16 protein-coding genes are annotated in these 21640 nt (G+C 60.5%); 9 read left to right on the top strand and 7 right to left on the bottom strand.

Features of this window, described 5'->3' with window-relative positions; genetic code table 11:
* The first annotated feature begins 122 nt into the window (after positions 1–122).
* From D8Y22_RS04500 to D8Y22_RS04490, 3 genes are all read left to right on the top strand, one after another.
* Positions 123–1796, top strand: coding sequence for an alpha,alpha-trehalose-phosphate synthase (UDP-forming) (locus D8Y22_RS04500; protein WP_141463525.1), 1674 nt, complete (start codon positions 123–125; stop codon positions 1794–1796).
* A gap of 5 nt (positions 1797–1801) precedes the next feature.
* Positions 1802–2614, top strand: a complete 813-nt coding sequence (gene otsB / locus D8Y22_RS04495) for a trehalose-phosphatase (RefSeq protein WP_141463524.1) — start codon at positions 1802–1804, stop codon at positions 2612–2614.
* Positions 2615–2789: 175 nt separating this feature from the next.
* Positions 2790–3137 (top strand): winged helix-turn-helix transcriptional regulator, encoded by a 348-nt coding sequence (locus D8Y22_RS04490; RefSeq protein ID WP_141463523.1) that lies wholly within the window; start codon positions 2790–2792, stop codon positions 3135–3137.
* Positions 3138–3169: 32 nt separating this feature from the next.
* Here D8Y22_RS04490 and D8Y22_RS04485 read toward each other — a convergent pair whose 3' ends face one another.
* From D8Y22_RS04485 to D8Y22_RS04470, 3 genes are all read right to left on the bottom strand, one after another.
* The gene (locus D8Y22_RS04485; RefSeq protein ID WP_141463522.1) at positions 3170–3925 is read right to left on the bottom strand and encodes a peptidase M10A and M12B matrixin and adamalysin; all 756 of its coding nucleotides are present in this window, start codon (positions 3923–3925) and stop codon (positions 3170–3172) included.
* 624 nt (positions 3926–4549) lie between these two features.
* Positions 4550–6526: a bacterio-opsin activator domain-containing protein gene (locus tag D8Y22_RS04475; protein WP_141463521.1), complete on the bottom strand. Its 1977-nt coding sequence runs from the start codon at positions 6524–6526 to the stop codon at positions 4550–4552.
* Positions 6527–6804: 278 nt separating this feature from the next.
* Positions 6805–7056, bottom strand: a complete 252-nt coding sequence (locus D8Y22_RS04470) for an MTH865 family protein (protein WP_141463520.1) — start codon at positions 7054–7056, stop codon at positions 6805–6807.
* 254 nt (positions 7057–7310) lie between these two features.
* Between D8Y22_RS04470 and D8Y22_RS04465 the strand changes: the two genes are divergently transcribed.
* Positions 7311–7700: a CopG family transcriptional regulator gene (locus D8Y22_RS04465; protein WP_141463519.1), complete on the top strand. Its 390-nt coding sequence runs from the start codon at positions 7311–7313 to the stop codon at positions 7698–7700.
* A gap of 70 nt (positions 7701–7770) precedes the next feature.
* On the opposite strand, the gene D8Y22_RS04460 is transcribed toward D8Y22_RS04465, so the two are convergent.
* Positions 7771–9405, bottom strand: a complete 1635-nt coding sequence (locus D8Y22_RS04460) for a cobyric acid synthase (RefSeq protein ID WP_141463518.1) — start codon at positions 9403–9405, stop codon at positions 7771–7773.
* Between the two features lie 106 nt (positions 9406–9511).
* Entirely contained in the window at positions 9512–10405 is an 894-nt protein-coding gene (locus tag D8Y22_RS04455; protein ID WP_141463517.1) for a bifunctional methylenetetrahydrofolate dehydrogenase/methenyltetrahydrofolate cyclohydrolase, read from the bottom strand.
* A 207-nt stretch (positions 10406–10612) separates the two neighbouring features.
* On the opposite strand from D8Y22_RS04455, the gene D8Y22_RS04450 reads away from it, so the two are divergent.
* The 4 genes from D8Y22_RS04450 to D8Y22_RS04435 all read left to right on the top strand — a co-directional run bounded on the left by D8Y22_RS04450 (position 10613) and on the right by D8Y22_RS04435 (position 15804).
* Entirely contained in the window at positions 10613–10807 is a 195-nt protein-coding gene (locus D8Y22_RS04450) for a hypothetical protein (protein WP_246084352.1), read from the top strand.
* A gap of 134 nt (positions 10808–10941) precedes the next feature.
* Positions 10942–12597 carry a potassium channel family protein gene (locus D8Y22_RS04445; protein ID WP_141463516.1) on the top strand — a complete coding sequence of 552 codons (1656 nt, stop codon included), beginning with the start codon at positions 10942–10944 and terminating at the stop codon, positions 12595–12597.
* A gap of 428 nt (positions 12598–13025) precedes the next feature.
* Complete coding sequence (locus D8Y22_RS04440) at positions 13026–14285, top strand: inorganic phosphate transporter (protein ID WP_141463515.1); 1260 nt, start codon at positions 13026–13028, stop codon at positions 14283–14285.
* A gap of 253 nt (positions 14286–14538) precedes the next feature.
* The gene (locus D8Y22_RS04435) at positions 14539–15804 is read left to right on the top strand and encodes an APC family permease (protein WP_246084351.1); all 1266 of its coding nucleotides are present in this window, start codon (positions 14539–14541) and stop codon (positions 15802–15804) included.
* A gap of 109 nt (positions 15805–15913) precedes the next feature.
* On the opposite strand, the gene glyA is transcribed toward D8Y22_RS04435, so the two are convergent.
* Both glyA and D8Y22_RS04425 read right to left on the bottom strand, forming a co-directional pair.
* The gene (gene glyA / locus D8Y22_RS04430; protein ID WP_141463514.1) at positions 15914–17164 is read right to left on the bottom strand and encodes a serine hydroxymethyltransferase; all 1251 of its coding nucleotides are present in this window, start codon (positions 17162–17164) and stop codon (positions 15914–15916) included.
* Between the two features lie 189 nt (positions 17165–17353).
* Positions 17354–18631 (bottom strand): RNA-guided endonuclease InsQ/TnpB family protein, encoded by a 1278-nt coding sequence (locus tag D8Y22_RS04425; protein WP_141463513.1) that lies wholly within the window; start codon positions 18629–18631, stop codon positions 17354–17356.
* 248 nt (positions 18632–18879) lie between these two features.
* On the opposite strand from D8Y22_RS04425, the gene D8Y22_RS04420 reads away from it, so the two are divergent.
* Positions 18880–20979, top strand: coding sequence for a hypothetical protein (locus D8Y22_RS04420; protein WP_141463512.1), 2100 nt, complete (start codon positions 18880–18882; stop codon positions 20977–20979).
* Positions 20980–21640: the final 661 nt, after the last annotated feature.

The raw sequence follows: 21640 nt of genomic DNA, 5'->3' as shown, positions 1-21640 counted from the left end.
GATCAACGTTTGGGTCAGCCTACAGTCCGCAGTAATTGTGTGTTTACCGTTGGTGACAGTATGAGCACCATGCGGCTGCAGGCCGTGCACCGACCCGTGCCCGCGCTGTCTGTTTGCAGCGAATGCGAGTTCCCGACGAGCGACTGTCGTTGACGTACTCGAGGACGCACCGGATACGAGCAGACGGCGGCAGACGACTGGATGGAGCCGACGCCGACGGGACGGCCGTTCCCGGATCGTTGATCGTCGTCTCCAACCGTCAACCCTACCGTCACGAGTACGACGACGCGGATGACGGTGGCGACGGCAGGACGGAACCACCCACCGAGGCGCCCGAATCGGATCGACCGGATCCCGACGAGCGATCGATAACGGTCGACGAGCCGACCGGCGGATTGACGGCCGGTCTCGATCCCGTCCTCCGGGAGCAACGGGGAACGTGGATCGCCTGGGGCGATGGCGACGCCGACTTCGACGTCACTGACGACAGCGGCTGCGTCGCCGTTCCACCCGAGGACGAGGCCTACACGCTGGGGCGGGTCGACCTCTCGGAGGCGGCCGTCGACGGCTACTACTACGGGTTCAGCAATCGCGTGCTATGGCCGCTGTGTCACGAGCTCCCCCATCTCGTCGACGATCGGCCGACCGACCTCGAGTGGTATCGGCGAGTCAACGAGCGCTTTGCGGACGCGGTCATCGACCACGCCGACGCGGACTCGGTCGTCTGGTTTCAGGACTACCACTTCGCGTTCGCACCGAAGCTTGTCAGCGAGGCGACACCACGGTCGACGACCGTCGCACAGTTCTGGCATATCCCCTGGCCGACGCCGTCCATCTTCGCGGCGTGTCCCGCTCGCGACCAGCTCCTCACCGGACTGCTCGGTGCCGACTTGCTCGGCTTTCACGTCGATCGGTACGTGACGAATTTCCTGGAGTCGGTCGACCGATTCGTTCCGGCGGCGACCGTCGATTATCGCCAGCGTACCGTCGAGTACGACGGCTCGAAAACGCAGGTCGTCGCGACGCCGATGGGGGTCGACGCCGACTCCTACGACCGCGAGGCACGGTCGGCCAAGACCGACCAAAACCCGGTGCTCGAGGACCACGACGTGGCTTCCGAAACCGTTCTCGGGCTCGGCGTCGACCGGCTGGATTACTCGAAAGGAATCCTCGACCGGCTGGTCGCCCTCGAGCGCTTTTTCGAGCGCAATCCGGCGTGGCAAGGCGAGTTTACGTTCGTCCAGAAGGCAACACCCTCCCGAACCGATATTCCAGCTTACGAACGGTACGGAAAATTGGTCAGAGAGGAGGTCGAGCGGATCAACGACCGGTTCGAAACTGACGACTGGCAGCCGATCGTCTACACCGAAGCCTACCTCGAGCACGAGACGCTCTGTGGGCTCTATCGTCGCGCTGACGTGATGATCGTGAGCCCGTTGCTCGACGGGATGAACTTGGTCACCCAGGAGTACGTCGCTGCGAGCGTCGACGGCACTGGAACCGTCGTATTGAGCGACCAAGCCGGCGCACACGACCACCTCGGCTCGCACGCACTTTCTATCGATCCGACCGATGTCGAGGAGACGGCCACCCAGATCGAGCGGGCACTCACGATGGCACCACACGAGCGCCACCGCCGGCTGCAAACGCTTCGAACACGCGTCTTCGAGGCTGATCTCGAGCAGTGGATGGAGTCCCAATTCGAGTGGATCCGACGGGTACAAACGCGGAACCGTTCGACGGTGTCCCGTCCGGACACCGATAACGACTCTCGGGAACGAACGCCACCGATCTGAGTCGGATGGCGACTGACGTGTCACCCCGGCCACTGGTCGATTCCTACGACGACGTTCGCGCTCGTCTGGCGGGGAGTCGGCGGCTGTTGTGTTGTCTCGATTTCGATGGCACGCTCGCCCCGATCGTCGAAGATCCCGACGAGGCGACGGCGCTGCCGGCGACCGAACGAGCGCTTGCGTCGCTCGTCGCCGACTCCCGAGTCACGACAGCCATCGTCAGCGGTCGGGCACTGGCAGACGTTCGTCGGCGAATCGCCGGACCGCGTCTCTACGCCGGCAATCACGGACTCGAGCTCGCACGCGACGAGTCAATCGCGGTCCATCCCGTCGCCAGGAAACGGGCAAAACGGCTTGGAGTCGTCTGTTCGGTGCTCGAGACCGTCCTCGATCCCGTACCAAATATCAGGATAGAGAATAAACGCCTCACGGGAACGGTCCACGTGAGAACGGTACCGGCCGAGGCTCGACCCCTCGTGACGCGACTCACCCGACGGACCGTCGATCGGGTTGGCGAGGGCACCCTCTCGGTATCGACGGGAAAACGCGTCATCGAGATCGGGCCGTCGATTCCCTGGGGAAAAGGTAATGCCGTGGCCTTACTCGAAGCGGATCAGCCGCCGGGAACGACGACGCTTTACATCGGCGACGACGTGACCGACGAATCCGCGTTTCGCGCTATCGCACCCGATGGAATCGGCATTCGAGTCGGCCAGGCGTCTCCGTCCGCAGCTGCCTATCGCGTTTCGTCTCCCGCCGACGTCGCGACGTTTCTGGAGTGGCTCGACTCGACCGGACTCGACGCGCTCGAACAGATCTGACCGACCGAGACGGGCCGCTGCCCGATGTTCCGGTACAACCGCCGGGGCTCGGGCGCACTAATGGCGTCTCGAGCCTGCAGTCGACATCGGATGAGTTACTGGTAGAAATAACCACTGTAGGCCGAAAGTATTAGTTACCACTGGAAATAAAGAGTCAGTACGAGAGTGAACGAGAGTGAAACTACGCCAACCAACTGACTTCCTGATCCTCGAGGCACTCGAAGCCAAAGGACGCAACGTCGCGACGAATCTGGCTGCACATACGGGGAAGAGCCGCAAGAACATCAACACGAGACTGCCCGTGCTCGAAGATTACGGGCTGGTCGAGAAGATCGGCCCAGCAGAGCGCTCCGGGCTCTACGAGATTACGTCGACGGGGAAGGCAGCGCTGGTCTACCGCGAGCAGTACGACGAGGCCGACGACTTCGAAGCGCTCATCGAGGGACCGAGCCCAGGCGCCGAGGACGGACAGAGCCAGGCAAGTTTCGCTCGCGGCGACGACGAACAAGCGGACGACGAGTAAGCCGACCGACGGCTGCTGGTTCCTTATCTGGATTAGGGACGAAAGCCGCCGCTGTAGGTCTCGAGTTCGCGTTTGGCACACGCAGCAAAGGCGAAACTAAGTTTTCGCGGCGTCGCGACGGAGGATGCGTAGGCCGTCCCGCACTGTGTTTGGTCGACTGGATAGTCCGGATCGAAGGCGTACGTGCTAATCATCGGCGTCGCGACGACGGCTCGTCCGTCCCAGTAAGCGAGACCGTGATCGTGGTCGAGACCGAGTGCGTGACCGACCTCGTGAAGCAACACCTGCATGGTCCGCGTCGGCGTCGACAGCGGGACCCGTTTTTGCGGATCGTCGGTCGCGAGTAGCTCGTCGATCGGTTCGAGCGCCGCGACGTGCCGGGCACCCCCGACCGAAGCGACGTGGGGCAGCCCGTATCCCGTCGGTGCCTCAGCCATCTGTCCGTCGGTGATCAGGAGATTCACGTCCGTCGCGGGCTCGAGTTCCGTCCGACCGAGTGCTCCCGCCGAGACCGCTTTCGGCCACTCGCCACCAACCGTCACGCGAGCGCCGTCCTCGGTCGAGACCGTGACGGTGCCGCCGAAGCTCACCTCAAGTGCCCACCACTCGAACGACAGCAACCGCTCAAGGGAGGATCGAACGCGCTCGGCGACGTCGTCGTAGGTCGCCGCTCGTTCCGAGAGCCAAAATCGAACCTCGAGACTATCGGCCGGATCGCGCGTCGTATACGAGAGCGCTCCAACAGAGAGCAGCGAGCCGACTGCACCGAGGAACGCTCGTCGAGTCACAGATACTCGTTTCGCGTGATGCGTACAGATGGTCCGGGTTCACATATTCACGTGTTATACACAGTCGCTGATATGTGACGAAATGTTCACGAATCAAAGAGAGTCACGCTACTATAAACGTCGTCGAAATGAATCCGAGCGTCGATGCCCGACCGGCCGTTGGATTCGCTTACGATGGTAGTCACAGACGGTAGCGATACTGTGGGCGAGCGGCCACCGGCCGGGGGAAGACCGTGAGCTCCGTCGAGGATCTCTTTGCGGGCTCGAACGGACAGTACTACACTGACTGGGAGCTCCGTCGCAAGCGACGGTGCGGGGACTGGCGGCTTTGCTTGCGCCAGACCGACCCTGACCGTCTCGTCGTCGAAACGCGCGAACAGTCCCTGCTCGCCTTACGGCGAGTCGACCCGGCTGCAGCGCCACACTGGCTCGAGATTCGTATCGACCGCGAAACGGTTCGTGCTGTCGATACACGTCACGTATCCACACCGACAGGCGATGTGGAGTGTCGAGGAATCGACCGCCCGATCGTTTCACGACAGTCTCGATGACGTGGGGTTGGGCGCCTCGTCGGTGATCGGTTTCGCATCGAGTCGGAGACAAGGCGAACCGTTACGCGTCGGCTCATCGGCCCGTGGCAGCACTGTTCTCGAAGAACTCGCGTAGCACCGTCTTGAGGCCCTTGCGAAGGTGCTGGTGCATCGTCGGCGGGGAGATGTCCATCGCGTCGGCGATTTCTTCGCCGGTACTCTCGCGTGGCCACTCGAAAAAGCCGCCATAGTATCCGAGTCGAAGCGTCGTCAGCTGTCTGTCGGTTAGTTCGTCGAGGATACGATCCCGCCGCTGGGCTGCGGTCTGGACCGGCCGGTCAACCGCCCGACGAGCGACGAGTTCGGTATGTTCGTAAACGTTTGCGAGTGCCGTTGCGATCTCCCGAACGTTCGCGTCTTGTGAGACCTCGACGAGACAGTTTCCGACACCGTCCTCGACCGTAACGTCTCGAATCGTTACGCCGTGGTTCGTCAACGTCTGGACACCCGATTCGCACAGTTGCATTTCGATCGTACACTGGTCGGTCCCGTCGGAAACAAGTCGATACGTCTCGATCGACTGGTGAGCGCCCGCCTCGTCACAGACCGTCTCCCCGTCGAGCCCGTCGATCGTCACGAACTGATAGGTCTGTCCGTCGGTCGTCATCCCCGTCCACTCGAGCGTACACGTACAGTCGTATTGCTGGGTGAGATCGAACGAAAAGCTATCGCCCCCGTCGATTCGGAACTCGAGCTCGACCGCCGAGTCGGCGAACAACAGTTGCCGGTTTTTAACCGCCATGATCGCAAACCCCATCGTCTCACCCAGCAGTTCGAACCCGTTCTGTTCGTGGTCGCTAAAGGCATCAATTCGGGGTGACAGGACGGTCAGGACGCCATACGTTGCGTCTTCGTACGCGATCGGTACCGCAAGCACCGATTCGACATCGTCGTCACAGGCTGCCTGTTGTAAGGGATCCGGGAGCGGCTCGCGCTCTCGAATGCGTGTTACAGTATGGCTCTCGTCGGTCACTGCCGCCTGTGCGGCGGGGAATCCGTCGTCGGCTGATCTGGACTCGACACACTCGAGATACGACATCGCTTCGCCGCTGCCGGTTCGATACACGAGTTCGCCGTCGGGCTTGCGTTCGGCGATCCAGGAGCCGCTATAGAGCTCCGAATCGACGAGATTCGAACAGATTGCCGTCTCGATCGCGTCTCGGTCGGTCGCGTCGATCAGGGTCTCGAACACCTGGCGACCGACCGCGTTGATCTTGTTGAACGTCTCGAGTTCGCTCTGGCGGGAGCGTAATTCCTGCTCCCGTCGCACCCGTTCGGTAATATCTCTGGCAAGCCAGACGACGGCCCGGCGACCGTCGACCCGTTCGTCCGTCGGGACGACCCGTGCTTCGTACCAGCGACGACCCTCCGTCGTCGGAGCGTCGTACTCGATCGACTGCCGGTCGCCGGTCTCGAGCGTGCGTGCAATACACGTCTGGAGCCGACGTGCAGTCTCCTCGGGGAACACGTCAGCGAGGCCACTCCCGACCAACTCCTCGGCGGGCATCGAGTACAGTTCCGTCGCCTCCGGCCGGAGTCTCGCCTCGAGATAGGTACCGTCCGCAGCGATGACGAACCCTTCGTCGGGCAGTTCCGTCGCGAGAATTCGGTGATACGATTCCGACTGGTGGTGTGCCGTCTCAGTACCGCTCTCGAGTGTGGTGTGAATCCGCTCGCGTCGCGCATCCGACTCCAGCGGTACGTACTCGTCGGCGCCGCCTCGTACCGCGGCCGCCGCGATCGCCTCCGATCCCTCCCGTGGCGAAACGATCGTCGGGACGCGAGTAGCGACGTCCTGGACGGTCTCGAGACAGTGGCGAATCGACTCGACCGCCTCGAGCGAAACGACGATGCCGACCGGCGTTACCGTCTCGAGTGTCGTTTCGAGCGAGTCGGCTGTGACAGGATCGACCGGGTAGTCGGTGTCGGGAAGTCGATCACAGCAGTAGCTATCCGTCTCGACGGATTCTGTCACGAGGACGATCGTGTCCTGTTGTATGTCACGTTCCATACGTCTCAGTTTGCTCGTCCCCACACCGCCGCTTCATTCCGCCACTTTGTGCTGCAGAAAACATTCCGGAATAAAAACCTGGTGATTTTGACGGTTCGATGGGGGACGCAGCGACGTATCTATACAGTGATAGTGATGCCAAGTGTCGGTGGGCCCGCTATCTCGAGCAGCCCCAGAGCCGACGCTGTCTGCACTCGAGGAAACCGATCGGGTCTGACCGCAGTCGACGATCGACGTGCGGTTTGGCAATCACCGGCGAACGGAACTATCTGGCCGTCTCAAATCTCGCCTTGCTCTTTGAGATCGTCGATGATATCGTCGACAAACGGTTCGACATCGTCGTACGGGAAGTCGCCCCCGGACGTTTTCGTATTCAGTTCCATCGCGGTCATCGAGAAGTCACCGGACTCGAACTTCGTACCGGGACCGTTTGGGAGTGCGGGTACGAGATCCATCGCACTCGAGACCGGATAGTCAGCGCCCTCGAACGCCTCGATCATCTGCTCGCGGATTTCGTCTTCGTCTGCCATTGCATCTCCCACTACCAGGCGATAAATAATAAATCTGCAGGTAGTTGCACACACCTCATAGACATCCCTCGAGACAACTATAGAACAACCCTCAGGCGTTGTAACGCCTGTTCTATCTTTATTCGATCGATTATGACGGATCAGAAGCGACCGAGTTGGAACGTCTCGGCTGCCCGCCACGCGCCCGGTCTCGAGTGTTAGCATACCCGACACATCCGAAACTATAATTAGCGAGTAGCGAGGTAGTTGAGATCATGGCCAAAGATACCGTCAGATATCCTGACGAGGTCGTCGAAGAGATCGACCACCTCGTCGAAGACGGTATGTTCGAGAGTAAATCCGAGTTCTATCGGTTCTCCGCGGAGTACGTTCTCACGCTTATCAACCCGGATCACGACGTCAAGACATTCAACTTCGACGAGATCAAGACCGAACTCGACATCAGCGAGGAAGATCACGCCAAAGCCCTCGGGACCGACGGCGGAACCTTCTTTCTCGACGCCGTCATCACGGTTCGCAAACACGGCCTTCGCGGCGATTACGAGGCCGCAGAGCGATTCATCGATACCCACTACGACTCGACCGACCAGGAGTGTATCATCTTAGAGGAGCTACTCGGAACCTACCGATCCAGTCCGACGTAGCGACACGCAGTCTGCTGTTCTCGGTCGTTGCTGTCGGTCGATACTCCGTCGCTCGCACTCCTCTCGGTTCTCACCGATCGTTCGATGCCCCGACGAAGTGGCCACCCAACGTCTCGAGGGCGACGTGTTCCCGGACGAGCGTCGCCGCCCGATCCGCAGGCGTCTCACCGGTGAGTGTCGATGTCGTCGATCCGTCGTCCCCCGGCGTCGTCTCGGTTTCCGGCGGCCATGAGACGCCGGCCGACCTCGCCACGCCCTCGAGAAACGCCTCCCGAACGGCGACGTTGTCGAAGAGTCCGTGCAAGTACGTGCCGAGTATCCGTTCGTGGGCGACGCTCGAGTCGCCCAGCGGTCGGGTGACGCTCGCGGTCGGGAGCACGTGTGTGCATCCGGCGTGAATCTCGTAGCCCGTCGCCTCCCCCGTTGCACCCTCGAGCAATGGCGTCGCGTTCGCCTCGACCGGGACCGTCGTTTGCTCGACGTGTTTGTCGGTCTCGAAGCGCGTTTCGACGGGGAGAACGCCGAGACCCTCGACGACGTCGCCCGTACCGGTCCCCTCGAGGGCGGCGTTGGTGATCCGTTTGCCCAGTAGCTGATAGCCGCCACAGATGCCGACGATCGGGCCGTCGAAGGACGCGAGCGCGTCGTCGAAGCCGGCCTCGCGAAGCGCGAGCAGATCGTCGACCGTGTTTTTTGTGCCGGGGACGACGACGGCGTCGGCGTCGGCAAGTGCGGCGGTCGGATCGGTCGTCTTCTCCCCGGGTGCGACCGGGACGTACTCGACCGAGACGCCGGGTTCGCCGGCCAGCGCCTCGAGGTCGGTCGCGTTCGAGATGCGTGGCAGCCGCGGGACGGCGATCCGTATACGGGACTGCTCCGGGATGCCGTCGTCCTCGCCGTGGACGCCACGGGATTCGGGACCGGGGAGCCCGACGCTATCTTCCTCGGGAAGTCCGGGATCCGCGTACGGAACGACGCCGAGTATGGGGACGCCGGTTCGGGATTCGATCTCCTCGATCCCCGGCTCGAGCAGGGACCGGTCGCCGCGGAACTTCGTGATGACCGCCCCGACGACGCGCTCGCGGAGGCTCTCGGGGAGTAACTCGAGGGTACCGTAGAGACTGGCGAACGCGCCGCCGCGTTCGATGTCGACCAGCAGGAGGATGTCGGCATCCGCGAACTGAGCCGTCTCGACGTTCGCGAGGTCGCGGTCGTGGAGGTTGATCTCGCCGATGCTGCCGGCGCCCTCGGCCACGATCACCTTGTGGTCGGCCGCCAGCCGTCGGTAGGACTGTTCGGCGGCCTCACGTGCTCGCTCCCAGTACTCCTCGTAGTACGTCCCCGCGGGGACGTGCTCGTGGGCCTCGCCCTGGAGGACGAGCTGGCTCTCGCCGTCGCCACGGGGCTTCAACAGGACGGGGTTGCAGTCCGTCGTCGGGGTCGTCCGGGCGGCTCTGGCCTGGACGAACTGCGAGACGCCGATCTCGCCCCACTGGTCGGCCGCTGGATCGCCCTCGGTGTCGCGTGGCTCGTCTCGGTCGATCACGTCCGCTCGAAGGACGACTCGAGCGTTGTTGCTCATGTTCTGGCCCTTGAACGGCGCGACGGCGACGCCGCGGTCGGCCAGCAGTCGACAGAGCCCCGCGGCGACGGTCGACTTGCCGACGTGGCTCGCAGTTCCGGCGACGAGAAGCGTTCGCGTCATTCGCGTACTGGTACTCTCGAGGCCGATACTATCGGCCTATCGGTTCGGTGCGGTCGATCCGGTGTGGTCGGAACGACGTGGTGTCTTCGAACTGCACGGGACGAACTCAGGGGAGGTCGACATCGACGCCTTCCTGCAGACTCGCAGCTTTGACGGTGTTGTAGAGCAACATCGCGCGAGTCATCGGCCCGACGCCGCCGGGAACGGGCGTGATCGAACTAGCCTGTTCTTTCGCGGACTCGAACTCGACGTCGCCGACGAGTTCGTACCCCTTCTCAGTGTCCGCATCGACGCGGTTGACACCGACATCGATCACGACGGCGCCGTCACCGATCATCGAGCCATCGACGAGTTCCGGCGCGCCGGCCGCCGCGACGACGATGTCCGCGTCTCGCGTCTTGGCAGCGAGGTCTTCGGTCCGGGAGTGACACACCGTTACGGTCGCGTTGCCGTCGTCGGCCTTCTGAATCAGCAGATTGGCCAGTGGCTTGCCGACGATGTCCGACCGGCCGACGATGGTGACGTCTTTGCCCTCGAGGTCGACGCCCGCGCTCTCGAGGAGCTTCTGGACGCCGTGGGGGGTACAGGGACGGAAGCGAGCGTCGCCGGCGACGAGGCGACCGACGTTCTCGGGGTGGAAGCCGTCGACGTCCTTCGCGGGATCGACGCGACGGATGACCTCCCGGTAGTCGACGTGATCCGGGACGGGAGCCTGGACGATGTAGCCGTGGACCGCGGGATCGTCGTTGAGCGCAGCGATTTCTTCGTAGAGCGTTTCGGGCGACGCATCGCCAGCGACGTCGACGTGGACGCTTTCGATGCCGACCTCTTCACAGTCGCGTTGTTTCATGTTCACGTAGGTCTGGCTGGCAGGATCGTCGCCCATCAGTACGGTCGCCAGCCCGGGTCGAGCACCCGCGTCGGTAAGCGTCTCGATCGCGTCCGTCAGGTCGTCCCGAATCTCGCTGGCGACGGCGTTGCCGTCGATAATTTCGGTCATTACTCGAGGTGGCGACCGCGAGGCTAATCAATGCTCGGATCCGTGCCCAGATGAGGGTCCGCAATGCGAAGGTGTATCCACGATCGTGGATTCTTCGTCGGATGGACGTACCAGTGATAGCCAACTTCGTGGCTGGCGTTCCGCCATATACTGGCATATTAATACTAATGTTAAAGTCAGTGGGAGAGATTCACTGACATACAAACGATGGCCGATGACGATTTCAAGTTGATCAACGAGCAGGTGGGCCCGATCGCGGCGGTGGCGTTACTCATTGGGACGGCAGTCGGAATGAGTATCTTCATCGTGCCGACCCAGATGGCAGCCGTGGCCGGGCCGAGTATCGTCCTCGCGATAGTCCTCGCAATAGTGCCGATGGTTCTTGGTATCCTATTGCTGTGAGCGTGTCATAGAAAGATTCGCACGCTCTGCTTATCCAAGTCTTGTCAAGACTCGCGTGCAAGATGGAACGCGCATATTCAACACCAACTGTACAATAAAAGAATACTTAATCAAATCAGTCCTATCGAGCTATAATGATAGAATGGCAGCGACGGATTGTCATGTTATTGTCTGCCGTGGCCCTGCTTGTCTTTGTGTACACGCTCCTCTACCAGTGGGCAATGCTCACGTTTGAAGGGGTAGAGATCGCGTTTTTTGATTCCTTACAAGTCGTCATTGAGGCACTCACGACAGCCGGATTCGGTGGCGATACTGGGTACTGGAACACAGCCATCATGAATCTCATCGTCGTTTGGATGAACCTTTCCGGCGTGCTCCTCGTGTTTCTAGCACTACCGCTGTTCGTCGTGCCGCTATTTCAACAAGCCCTCAAAGATAACCCACAGGAATCGACCGAACTTACTGACCACGTCATCATCTGTTCATACAACCCGCGCGAAGATGTCCTTCGGTCTAAGCTTGAGGCAGCGGATGTCCCCTATGTTATTATCGATGATGATCCCAAAACGGTGCTGGATCTGAATACCCGTGGAATCGAAGCGATCTGCGGCGATCCCGAATATGAGCAGACGTTCCGAGCCGCAAACATCAACGAAGCCCAGGCGCTGGTGGCCGATGTTTCTGACGAAGAGAACATCTCAGTAATTCTTACTGCTAGAGAACTCCGGGAAGATCTGATGGTCGTGAGTGTCGCGGAGAATAAACAGGATGCAGAGTATCATCGGTATGCGGGCGCTGACCAGGTGATTCGACCTCGACAAGCCCTTGGTCGCGCGCTCGGCAATAAAGCGACCCTCTCGGTTACAAGAAAACTCCAAGAGACGATTGAACTCGGTGACGATTTTGAACTCGCAGAAATCCTCGTCGAGAAAAACAGCGACCTCGCAGGGCAGACTCTTGCGGAATTGAAACTGCCGAGAGAGCTCGGGATTACCGTCAATGGGATCTGGTCCAATGGTGAGTTCAGTCCTGCTCCGGAGCCCAATACGCGGATTGACGCAAATACGATTTTGCTTGTTGCCGGAAATCACGAGGCCCTCCAAGAGGTGAAGAGCCGAACAATTTCTCCAATGACCCCCGGTAGTGAGCAGGTCATCGTGGCGGGCTATGGTGTCGTTGGGCAAGCAGTCATCGACGTTCTGGAGACAAACGACGTTTCACCCACGGTGGTTGATATAACTGAGGACGACAGAGTCGATATTACCGGCGATATTAATCAGCAGGAAACACTCTCTGAATCCGGTGTCGAAAATGCAAGCGTTGTCGTGTTGGCACTGGATGCCGACACGACCACAATGTACGCTACCGTCGCAATCGAAGAGTTGGCACCCGATATCGAAGTGATAACACGGGTGAACGATGTCGAAAACACAGCAAAACTCTACCGGGCTGGTGCCGAGTACGTGCTCGCCCTTTCGACCGTTACCGGGCGAATGGTCTCATCCGTTCTCTTAGAGGACGAAGAAGGTCTCACACCGGAAACGCAGTTAGAAGTTCTCACACCGGAAACACAGTTCGAAATTATCCGGACAACTGCCCCTGAGCTTGTCGGCAGAACGCTCAAGGAATCGGCTGTCCGCAACCGAACCGGAGCGACCGTCGTCGCCATTGAGCGGAACGGTGAATTGCTGACAAATCCCGGAGCCGGTTCAGTAATCAAAGGAAACGACCGCCTCATTGTCACAGGAAGTGACGACGCTGTCAACGCGTTCATTACAACATTCAGATGAGTCGCTCTGGTGCTACATCACGTTCTGGTGTTCAATCTTGGCCGAGAGTTCCAGCAAATTGTTCCGCTGGGCTCTGACGGAATGAAATACATGTGTTGACTACAGCCTCTGAGCGCGCAAAAAGGGGAGTCCTTAGGGAGTTGATACTGGTTTTCGGGCGGTACAGGCTCTCTTACCAGCAATCATATAGCGAAACCCCCCTTCTCCAATGCCCTCAGCCTCTGGATGCAGACCACCTTCTAACAGCTTGTGAAAATGTCCGTTCAACGGTTGATGGAGAGAAGGCGCATATCGATCACTGATCTTTGGGCAACCCGTATGGGGACGAATCGGTCCTAGATATCCGTGTTACTGCGTCTATCGGTCGGAGCCAACAGTTCAGCAGTGAAACGGCACTATTTTTTCGCATGCGAACCGAACGCAGACACGTGGCAGAATTACTCATTCTCGTGGGATTGCTGGTGGCGGTGTTCGTCGGGTACAATATCGGCGGGTCATCAACCGGGGTCGCCTTCGGACCGGCAGTCGGCAGCCGGGCCGTCAGAAAAGTCACCGCCGGAGCACTGTTTACCGTGTTTGCGTTCCTCGGAGCGTGGACGATTGGGCGGAAGGTCATCACGACGATGAGTACCGAAATCATCGATGCAGCAGCCTTTACACCTGCAGCGAGCGTTGGCGTCCTCTTTTTTACCGGGCTCGCACTCCTGATCTCGAACCTCTACGGTGTCCCGGCGTCAACCTCGATGACAGCCGTCGCAGCAATCGTCGGACTCGGATTGGCAACGGGGACGCTCAACACTGCGCTAATGTTTACCATCCTGTCGGCATGGATCGTCGCCCCGCTGATCGCCGTCTTCACAGGTGTGTTTATTGGCAGATATCTGTACCCGCACCTCGACGCCAAATTCGAATTCGGTCGCCTCACGAACCCGTTGATCGCAATCGATACCCAGGGGAGACTCCCACGGCTATCGGTCAACGATAACGTCTCGCCTCGGGATCTGATCGGGTCGGCGCTTGTGGTGGCAATTGCCTGCTACATGGCGTTCAGTGCTGGGGCCTCGAACGCGGCGAACGCAGTCGCCCCGCTTGTCGGTAACGGTTCCCTTGACCCTAGCCCGGCGATTCTCCTCGCAATTGGGGCCATCAGCGTGGGCGGCTTCACGATTGCCCGGCGGACGCTGGCGACCGTTGGCAACGATATTACTGAGATGCCGATTCTGGCTGCGCTCATTGTTTCGACCGTGGGTGCGACGATTATCACCGTCCTATCGTGGCTCGGAATTCCAGCCAGTCTCGCCGTGAGTACGACCAGTTGTATTATTGGACTCGGGTGGGGCCGTGCAAGCCGAGCGCGGACGCTCGCAGAAATAGTCACACGATCTCCCGCCGATGAATCCGCTCCAAAGTTTACGACTGGTGCACTCAGACTTCACCCAGTTGAAGGCAACAAGGGGGTCAATTCGGGCCCGACTGTGGGCGAACTCGCTGAAGGCGAGACTCCTCACCCGGACAGACAGCACGCATCCGGGGATGGTGTGTCTAGCATCGGCGAAAAAGACCCGGAGGAACTGTCTGCCGAAGGTCTGTTCCACCAGGCAGCGGCAGTTCGCGTTGTGACACTCTGGGTGATCACGCCGATGATGTCGCTCGTGGGATCCTATGCCTTGTTTTCACTTCTCGGCTAAGAGAACCCTTCTGAATCGATGATCGTCGCAATATCCGAAGATTCTTCGACAAGCTTTCGATGCAACTCTCCTTCCATGTGCGTTCTATATCCGGTCGCTACAAAACTCCCATCCTCAAATCCAGAAAGGCGAGACCGATGAATTCACTCTATATCTTGCATACCAGTTCGAATATCAATCGCATTTGGTGGCTCCTTCACCGGTCAGTTCGCAGCTCTACTGATCGTTGTGAACGATTCTATGACACGCTGTATTGCTGTTACAACTTGGCGGTGCGATACCGGTCGCTGGTGGCGCCTACGTCTACGCCTCGAGGCTGGTTGGGCCATACTGGGGGTTTCTGGGCGTCGCCGTGCCGGTGATGTCGGTGTGGGCGTATCTCCTGTTTGCTGCACTCGGGTTCGCCGAGTTCGTTCCCGTCTTCGCTGATTTACCGACGCTGCTTTCGGTGTATCTCCTGCTTGGTGCCTTTTTGGTGTTTAACTACGTCGGGGTTCGACTCGCCGCGAACATCCAAATCGTCCTCGTCTGCGTACTGATGGCGGCGATGCTTACCTTCGCCCTCGGCGGTTTCACCTCCTTCGACGCGTCGAATCTCGACCCACTGTTCCCGGCCGGTGAGGGCGAACCGTTCGCCGACGGCTACGGGACGTTCTTCCTCGCGGCCGTCACCCTCTACATCCCGTTTCAGGGCTTTGCGATGATCATCGAGATCGGCGAAGAACTCGAGAACCCGGCCAAGAACATCCCGCGCGTGCTGGCTGCGGGAATGACGCTCGTGGCTGTCCTCACGATCGCCGTTGTCGTTGCGCTGGTTGGGTCGGTTCCCTGGGAAGCGATCGCCGAGGACGGTGAAGCGATCGACGGCGGCCTCGCGGCCGTTGCAGACGGTATCTTGCCGGGATGGGCGATCGCGTTCGTCGCACTCGGGGCACTCGTCGCGGCGGCGACGACGACCAACACGCTGTATACCTCCTACTCCAGAACGATCATGCGAGCGGCCCGTGACGACGTCGTCCCCGGCTTTTTCGCGGGAATCAGCGAGCGGTTCGGAACGCCCAACCGCGCGCTCCTGTTGCTCGCAGTGCCACCGTTGCTCGCCGCGCCGCTTACCGGTCCTCTCGGCGAACTGATCGCCGTCGACGTACTGGACTGGCTCGTCACCGTCACCGTCACCGGCATCTTCATCAGTTTCATGATCAGTGGCGTCGCGCTGTGGAACTTGCCGACGGTGTTTCCGGATCGGTACAAGTACTCGTTCTACAAGCTGCCGCTGCCGGTGCTCAAGGTCGTCGCCGTCGGCAACGTCATCGTCTCGGCCGTGTTCATGATCTTCGTCGCGCTTGGCGCCCCGTCGGCACTTCTCTTCCAGTTCGTCTGGATCGGCCTGGCGACACTGCTGTACGTCTACCGCATCCGAACGTACGGCGACGAGGACGAAGACCTCCGCGAGAAGATGTCGCTGCTTCACAAACACGAAGCGATCGGCGGCGACTCGAGTGGATCGACCGACGACTGATACGGTTTCCTGTACGTCATTGCCGGCGCACCCGAGATCCGGGCGGCGGTTGCCAACGCAACCGATGACAACCCGTGGTCCACTGAACTGAAAGAGGGCGGCTCGGCAGTTACTCGTCGTAGAGCGGATTCGCCGCACAGAGGTCCGTGACCTCCTCGCGAACGTCTGCGATGACGGAGTCGTCGTCCGGGGCGTCGACGACGCGAGCGATCAGATCGCCGACCGTCCGACAGTCGTCCTCGTCGAAACCGCGGGTTGTTAGCGCGGGCGTGCCGGCGCGGATACCCGACGGGTCGAACGCCGAGCGCGTCTCGCCGGGGACCGTGTTGCCGTTGAGGACGATGCCGGCAGCCTCGAGCGCTTCCTCGGCGTCGCCGCCGGAGGTGTTGGGGTGGCTCTCGCGCAGGTCGACGAGCACGAGGTGGTTGTCGGTCCCGCCGGAGACGAGCGAGAAACCGTGCTCGGACAGCGACTCGCCAAGGGCCTTCGCGTTGGCGACCGTTTGTTCGGCGTAGTCTTCGAACGCGGGCTCGAGTGCTTCCTTGAAGCCGACGGCTTTGCCGGCGATGTTGTGCATGAGTGGGCCGCCCTGTCCGCCGGGAAAGACCGCCGAGTCGACATCGTCGGCGTACTCCTCGTCGCACATGACGATGCCGCCACGACCCGAGCGGATGGTCTTGTGCGTCGAGCCGGTGACGAAGTCGGCGACGCCGACCGGCGACTCGTGGACGCCGGCGGCGACGAGGCCGGTGATGTGTGCGATATCAGCGAGGTGCAACGCGTCGACGCTGTCGGCGGTCTCCTGAATGCGCTCCCACTCGATCTCGCGCGGGTACGCGGAGTAGCCCGAGACGATGATGTCGGGGTCGAACGCCTCGGCCTGCTCGGCGAGGCCCTCGTAGTCGACGTAGCCCGTCTCGGCGTCGACTTCGTACTGTGCGACATCGTACAGTTGACCGACGAAGTTCGCCGGGTGGCCGTGGCTCAGGTGCCCGCCGTGGGTGAGATCCAGCGAGAGAATCTTGTCGCCGGGCTCTAACATCGCGAAGTAGACCGCCTGGTTGGCCTGCGTGCCCGAGTGGGGCTGGACGTTGACGTGTTCGGCGCCGAACAGCTCCGTGGCGCGATCGATCGCGAGCTGTTCGACCTCGTCGGCGTGCTCACAGCCACCGTAGTACCGCGAGCCGGGATAGCCCTCGGCGTACTTGTTCGTCAGGGCACTCCCCTGTGCGTCGATGACCGCCTGACTGGCGTGGTTCTCGCTTGCGATCATCTGCAGCGTCTCCCGCTGGCGATCTACCTCGCTCTCGAGTGCGTCAGCGACGTCGGGATCGACGTCCCGAACCTGATCGTGGTCCATGTCCGTTGTGGCGGTTGGCGGCTGTATAAGTGTACCTTTCCCCGACGAGTATCGTCTCCATCACAACGCTCGAGACATCGATCGGACGATAGCTGTGGATGTGGTAGTCGACGCGACAATGGGTGTTCGGGACATCGCTCGCTAGGGAGTGGAGTACGCCGCCCCGTCCCGGATATTTCCGTAAGTGAACTACCCCTGCCTACTCGCCGCCTTCGGCGGCTCCTTGAGGCAGGGGCTTCCTGATTCAACGACGCGACTTGAAGATACGGAACCCGTATCCACAGAGGTAGCAGTCTCTACAGGCGTTTCTTCGGAGTGACCCACTCCTAGCTTGGCAAGGCCGCGAGAAAGAACGTTCAGCGACGCATTGAAATCCCGGTCCAACTCGAACCCGCACGACGGACACGAGTGTTCGCGCACCCACAACGGTTTCTCCGTCTCCACTCCACACGAGGCACACTCTTTCGTCGTCCCATCTGGTTCGACTTCTACCACGTGACACCCGTGTTTCCGGCCGTGGTGCTTGAGAATTGTGATAAAATCGCGCCAGCCTACCTCGGCTTTGTTCCGCGCGTTACCATCGCCCTCCAGCATCGACTTCACGTTCAAGTCCTCGACGAACACGGCGTCGTACGTCGTCGTGTACGCGTGAGCGAGCTTGTGCTTATAATCCCGTTTCTTGTTCCGCATGTCCATGTGGACTTTAGCGACGCGCTGGCGTTGTTTGTGCCAGTTGTTCGACTCGTACTCTTTCCCGGAGAGCGACTGTTGCTCACGCTTGAGGCGTTCGCGGTCATCGGACAAGTCAAGGCAATCGATTGATCGCCCATTCGAGTCATGGACGAAGTTCAACACGCCGAGGTCGAGGCCTACTGTATCCTCTGGGTCGATATCTTCGGGGTCTGGTTTCTCTGGTTCGTTGCGTTCGACGCTGAACGACGCATACCACGCCCCGGTCGCCTCTTGCTTGACGGTGACGTGTTTGATGTCGTTCGGGTCGATGTCACGGTGGAGTCGGATGGGGATTTCGAGCGTCTCCCCGCGCACTTTCTTGAGTGTTAAGAGTCCACGGCCAGCAGGACCACTCTTTTCGTTGAGTTCGAAGCCCCGCTGGCGATACGTAAAACTCTGGAACTCTCGCGGCTTCTTCCAGTTCAAATCCCCGATGTTGTGTCCATTATCGCGCTGCTGGGCGAGCCCGGTGATACTGTGGTAGATGCGTTCCACTGTGGCTTGTAGGACGGTGGAGTACACCTGTCTCCATTTGCCCCACTTGGCCTTCCAGTTGGGGAGTTCGTCGCGGACTTGCCAGACGCGTTGGCGGACCGTTTGGTCGTCGCGTTCGGGTAACTGGTCGAACCGGTAGAGCGCGTGGTTGTAAACTTGGCGCACGGTGTCGCGCTGCCAGCCCAGTAGCTCTCGCTGTTCGGAGGTTGGCAAGAGCCTGAAACGTGGGCTGTAATCCATGCGCGTGTACTCGGGTTTTCGCTACGTAGTTTGTTAAACATGTCGGTTGAGAGTGATTGAGACTCGTGCGGGCGTCCTCAGAACCGAAGGTTCTGATGGGCTGCACAAGAGCTTGCTCTTGTGAACGCTGTATCTCCGCCCTACTCGCGCTCTTCGAGCGCTCCTTGAGGACGGGGGCTTAGCCCCTCTTTTCAGCTAACACCTCATCCGATACAACTAACTTAACGGGCTGACATTCGATCGATCGAATGATAGAGTGGGAGGTGGGCGACCACGCTCTCCGTGTTACTGATGCGGATACCGCCGAGGTAACCGTCCGCGGGAGCGATCTCAGCGTCCAGCCGGCAGCGACAGACATTCCGCGTCCGGTCGACGAGACGGTCGTCACGACGACCGACTCGCTTTCGTTCCCACACGCGGTCGTCTACGCCTTCGCACTCGGTCGCGACGACCGATACGAACTCGATCCCTGTGGGCAGCCACTCGAGCTCGAAGCCGGCGAGTACGTCGTCGATGTCGATACGGAGATCAAAACCTACCTCCGATTTTCGGGGCGAGCGACCATCGAACGAACGGCGGACTTTGAATCAGTCGTCGTCTCCTTTCCCGAACGGACGCGGGTCGTCCTCGGCTTTCGAAGTCGCCACGAACTCCCGGCCGATACCATCACCGTCCCCGACTCCACGGACGGCGTCGCTGCTGCCCTCCCCCACCTCGCTTCCTCGCACAAGACCGCGAGTCCGGATCGATCCTATCCGACTCTCCGGGGTCATCCGCCGTTGCTCGAGCCTGGCGAGAGCCTCCAAATACCCGAACGCATCCGGGAGACGACGCCCTCCCATCCGGTCGAGTTGCTCGTCCCGCCCGACTACGCGTCGCTGTATACGATCGCGCCGCTGGCGTACTATCTGCAGGCCGACGTCTCCCTCCTCGAGCAGCGCCGCTCGGAATCCGCCGGCCCGCGGCTTCGCATTCCCGACTACGGCATCGACGAACGGCTTTCCTCGATGCCCGATCTCGAGTACGACGTCGCGCGATTGCTTCGAACGACGTTCTTTCTCGATTGTCTCGTTCGCAACGCCGGCCCTTACGGGACATCGCTGTCCGAACTGAGCGTCCTCGACGCCCTCGAACTCGACGCCGCGGCACTCTACGACGCGAGTCCCCAGCGACGACTCGCGACCTACCTCGAGGTTCCCTACGCCGCGATCGAACACCGCATCCCCGACTGGCACCTCTCGACGTACGTCACGCCCGACTACGATCACCTCGAGGTGTTGCCGTTCCTCCTCGATCGACTGAGCCTGCTCTATACGCCGCGAACGTCCGAGCTCGAGGGTCAGGAACTCGTCGAACGCTCGCTCGACGACTTCTATCGCGGCGGCGCCGAATCGGCACCCACTCGAGCGAGTGCCGGCCAGGTCGCCTCCGTCGATGTCGTCAAACCCGATCTTCGACACGGCCGCGTCCACGGGTGGTTGGCCGACGGCGTCCCGATCGACGTCTTCAAATCGACGACCGAGGCCTACGAGAACCGCCTCGACTATCTCCAGGGTGCAAGCGACGAGATTTCGATCCGGGTCGTCCTGAACGATCCCGATATGGCCGGCGAACACGCAGACGTGACCGAGATCTATCGGCAGCGATCGGAAGACCTTCCGATCGACGTCGTGGTTCGAGAGTCCCTGCGAACCGACGAACTCGCCCGCCTGTTCGAATCCGAGCACGACTTCGTCCACTACATCGGTCACTGCGAGACCGACGGACTGCGCTGCTCGAACGGCTATCTCTCGGCCTCGAGTGTGGATCACTGTCGCGTCCAGACATTCTTTCTCAACGCCTGTGGCTCGTTCTACGAGGGAACGACCCTCCTCAAGAAAGGCAGCGTCGCCGGCGCCGTCACGTTTACCAAGGTGTTGAACGACCACGCGATCAAGGTCGGTTCGACGTTCGCCAAACTGCTCGTTCACGGATTCAGCATCGAACGCGCGATGGGGCTGGCTCGCCGGCGGATCATGATGGGCAAAGATTACGCCGTCGTCGGCGACGGCACTCACTCGCTCACCCAGGGCGAACACCGCGTCCCGACGACGATCACGATCGATCCCCTGGAGGGTGAGCCTGGTAGCTACTTCGTTACTGTCGATTGCTACTCGACACGAGTGACGGGGTCGTACTACTTTCCACATACGGCGGACAACGACCACGCGTATCTCTGTGGGCAGGAGTCACACTTTACCCTCTCGAGTGCGGAACTGGCGTCGCTGCTCAAAGAAACCGAAGCGTCGGTCGTCTACGACGGCGATATCTACTGGTCCGAGCAGCTCTGGTCACAGTTCGAGTCCTGAGACGGTTTATCGTAGCCACTGCCGGTCACTGCAGACCTGATCGCACGACGGACGCGGTTCGGAGCGAACGGAAGAAGAAAACTGCGGCAAAGCGAACGGGGAACGACGTGAGCCGTGAGCAAGCTGTGCGATCAGCGTGTCATCCGTTGCAGGTGGTACTAGACCGTGTCGACACACTGATTCGATCGCAGGACTGCTCGCGGTGTCCTGGAACAGACCACAGCGATCCGTATGCGTATCCACTAGGCGCCGCCGTACGTGCTACGGACCGCCGTACGTGCTGATTCGTTTCGCTTGAAGTCGGCCCGTGGCTCCCCGAAAGACCGCCGCAAAACACGTCTCGAGACATCCAATTGCCACCCACGTTCGCTGATAGGGACTGCCTCTCATACGATACTGTAGTAACAAGTCATCCATTTATAGCTACTGGTTATCGGTCCGTCACCATCAGCAAAGATGGAATATTTGTCGTGTCGACGCCCGATACGACCAACCCACAGTTGGCGACTGCGCTCGAACAGGCGACAGCGATCTCCCACCCCTGTCGAGACAGCGGCGAGCAGTCGTGGGGTTTCCAGCGATCGAAACACGTATTCCATTCCAGTTCCCAACGATCGAACGACTACCTAACTCGGAGAAGCAGTTGGAAAAACAATACAAT

It is taken from the genome of Salinadaptatus halalkaliphilus, assembly GCF_006543045.1.
GTDB classification, from domain to species: domain Archaea; phylum Halobacteriota; class Halobacteria; order Halobacteriales; family Natrialbaceae; genus Salinadaptatus; species Salinadaptatus halalkaliphilus.
Note: the sequence above shows the minus strand (reverse complement) of the source record. Positions and strands in the feature narration are given on the sequence as shown.

Coding starts and splice junctions, on each gene's coding strand:
- D8Y22_RS04500 (WP_141463525.1), top strand. CDS start 123: ATGCGAGTTCCCGACGAGCGACTGTCGTTGACGTACTCGAGGACGCAC.
- otsB (WP_141463524.1), top strand. CDS start 1,802: ATGGCGACTGACGTGTCACCCCGGCCACTGGTCGATTCCTACGACGAC.
- D8Y22_RS04475 (WP_141463521.1), bottom strand. CDS start 6,526: ATGGAACGTGACATACAACAGGACACGATCGTCCTCGTGACAGAATCC.
- D8Y22_RS04470 (WP_141463520.1), bottom strand. CDS start 7,056: ATGGCAGACGAAGACGAAATCCGCGAGCAGATGATCGAGGCGTTCGAG.
- D8Y22_RS04465 (WP_141463519.1), top strand. CDS start 7,311: ATGGCCAAAGATACCGTCAGATATCCTGACGAGGTCGTCGAAGAGATC.
- D8Y22_RS04460 (WP_141463518.1), bottom strand. CDS start 9,405: ATGACGCGAACGCTTCTCGTCGCCGGAACTGCGAGCCACGTCGGCAAG.
- D8Y22_RS04455 (WP_141463517.1), bottom strand. CDS start 10,405: ATGACCGAAATTATCGACGGCAACGCCGTCGCCAGCGAGATTCGGGAC.
- D8Y22_RS04450 (WP_246084352.1), top strand. CDS start 10,613: ATGGCCGATGACGATTTCAAGTTGATCAACGAGCAGGTGGGCCCGATC.
- D8Y22_RS04445 (WP_141463516.1), top strand. CDS start 10,942: ATGATAGAATGGCAGCGACGGATTGTCATGTTATTGTCTGCCGTGGCC.
- glyA (WP_141463514.1), bottom strand. CDS start 17,164: ATGGACCACGATCAGGTTCGGGACGTCGATCCCGACGTCGCTGACGCA.
- D8Y22_RS04425 (WP_141463513.1), bottom strand. CDS start 18,631: ATGGATTACAGCCCACGTTTCAGGCTCTTGCCAACCTCCGAACAGCGA.
- D8Y22_RS04420 (WP_141463512.1), top strand. CDS start 18,880: ATGATAGAGTGGGAGGTGGGCGACCACGCTCTCCGTGTTACTGATGCG.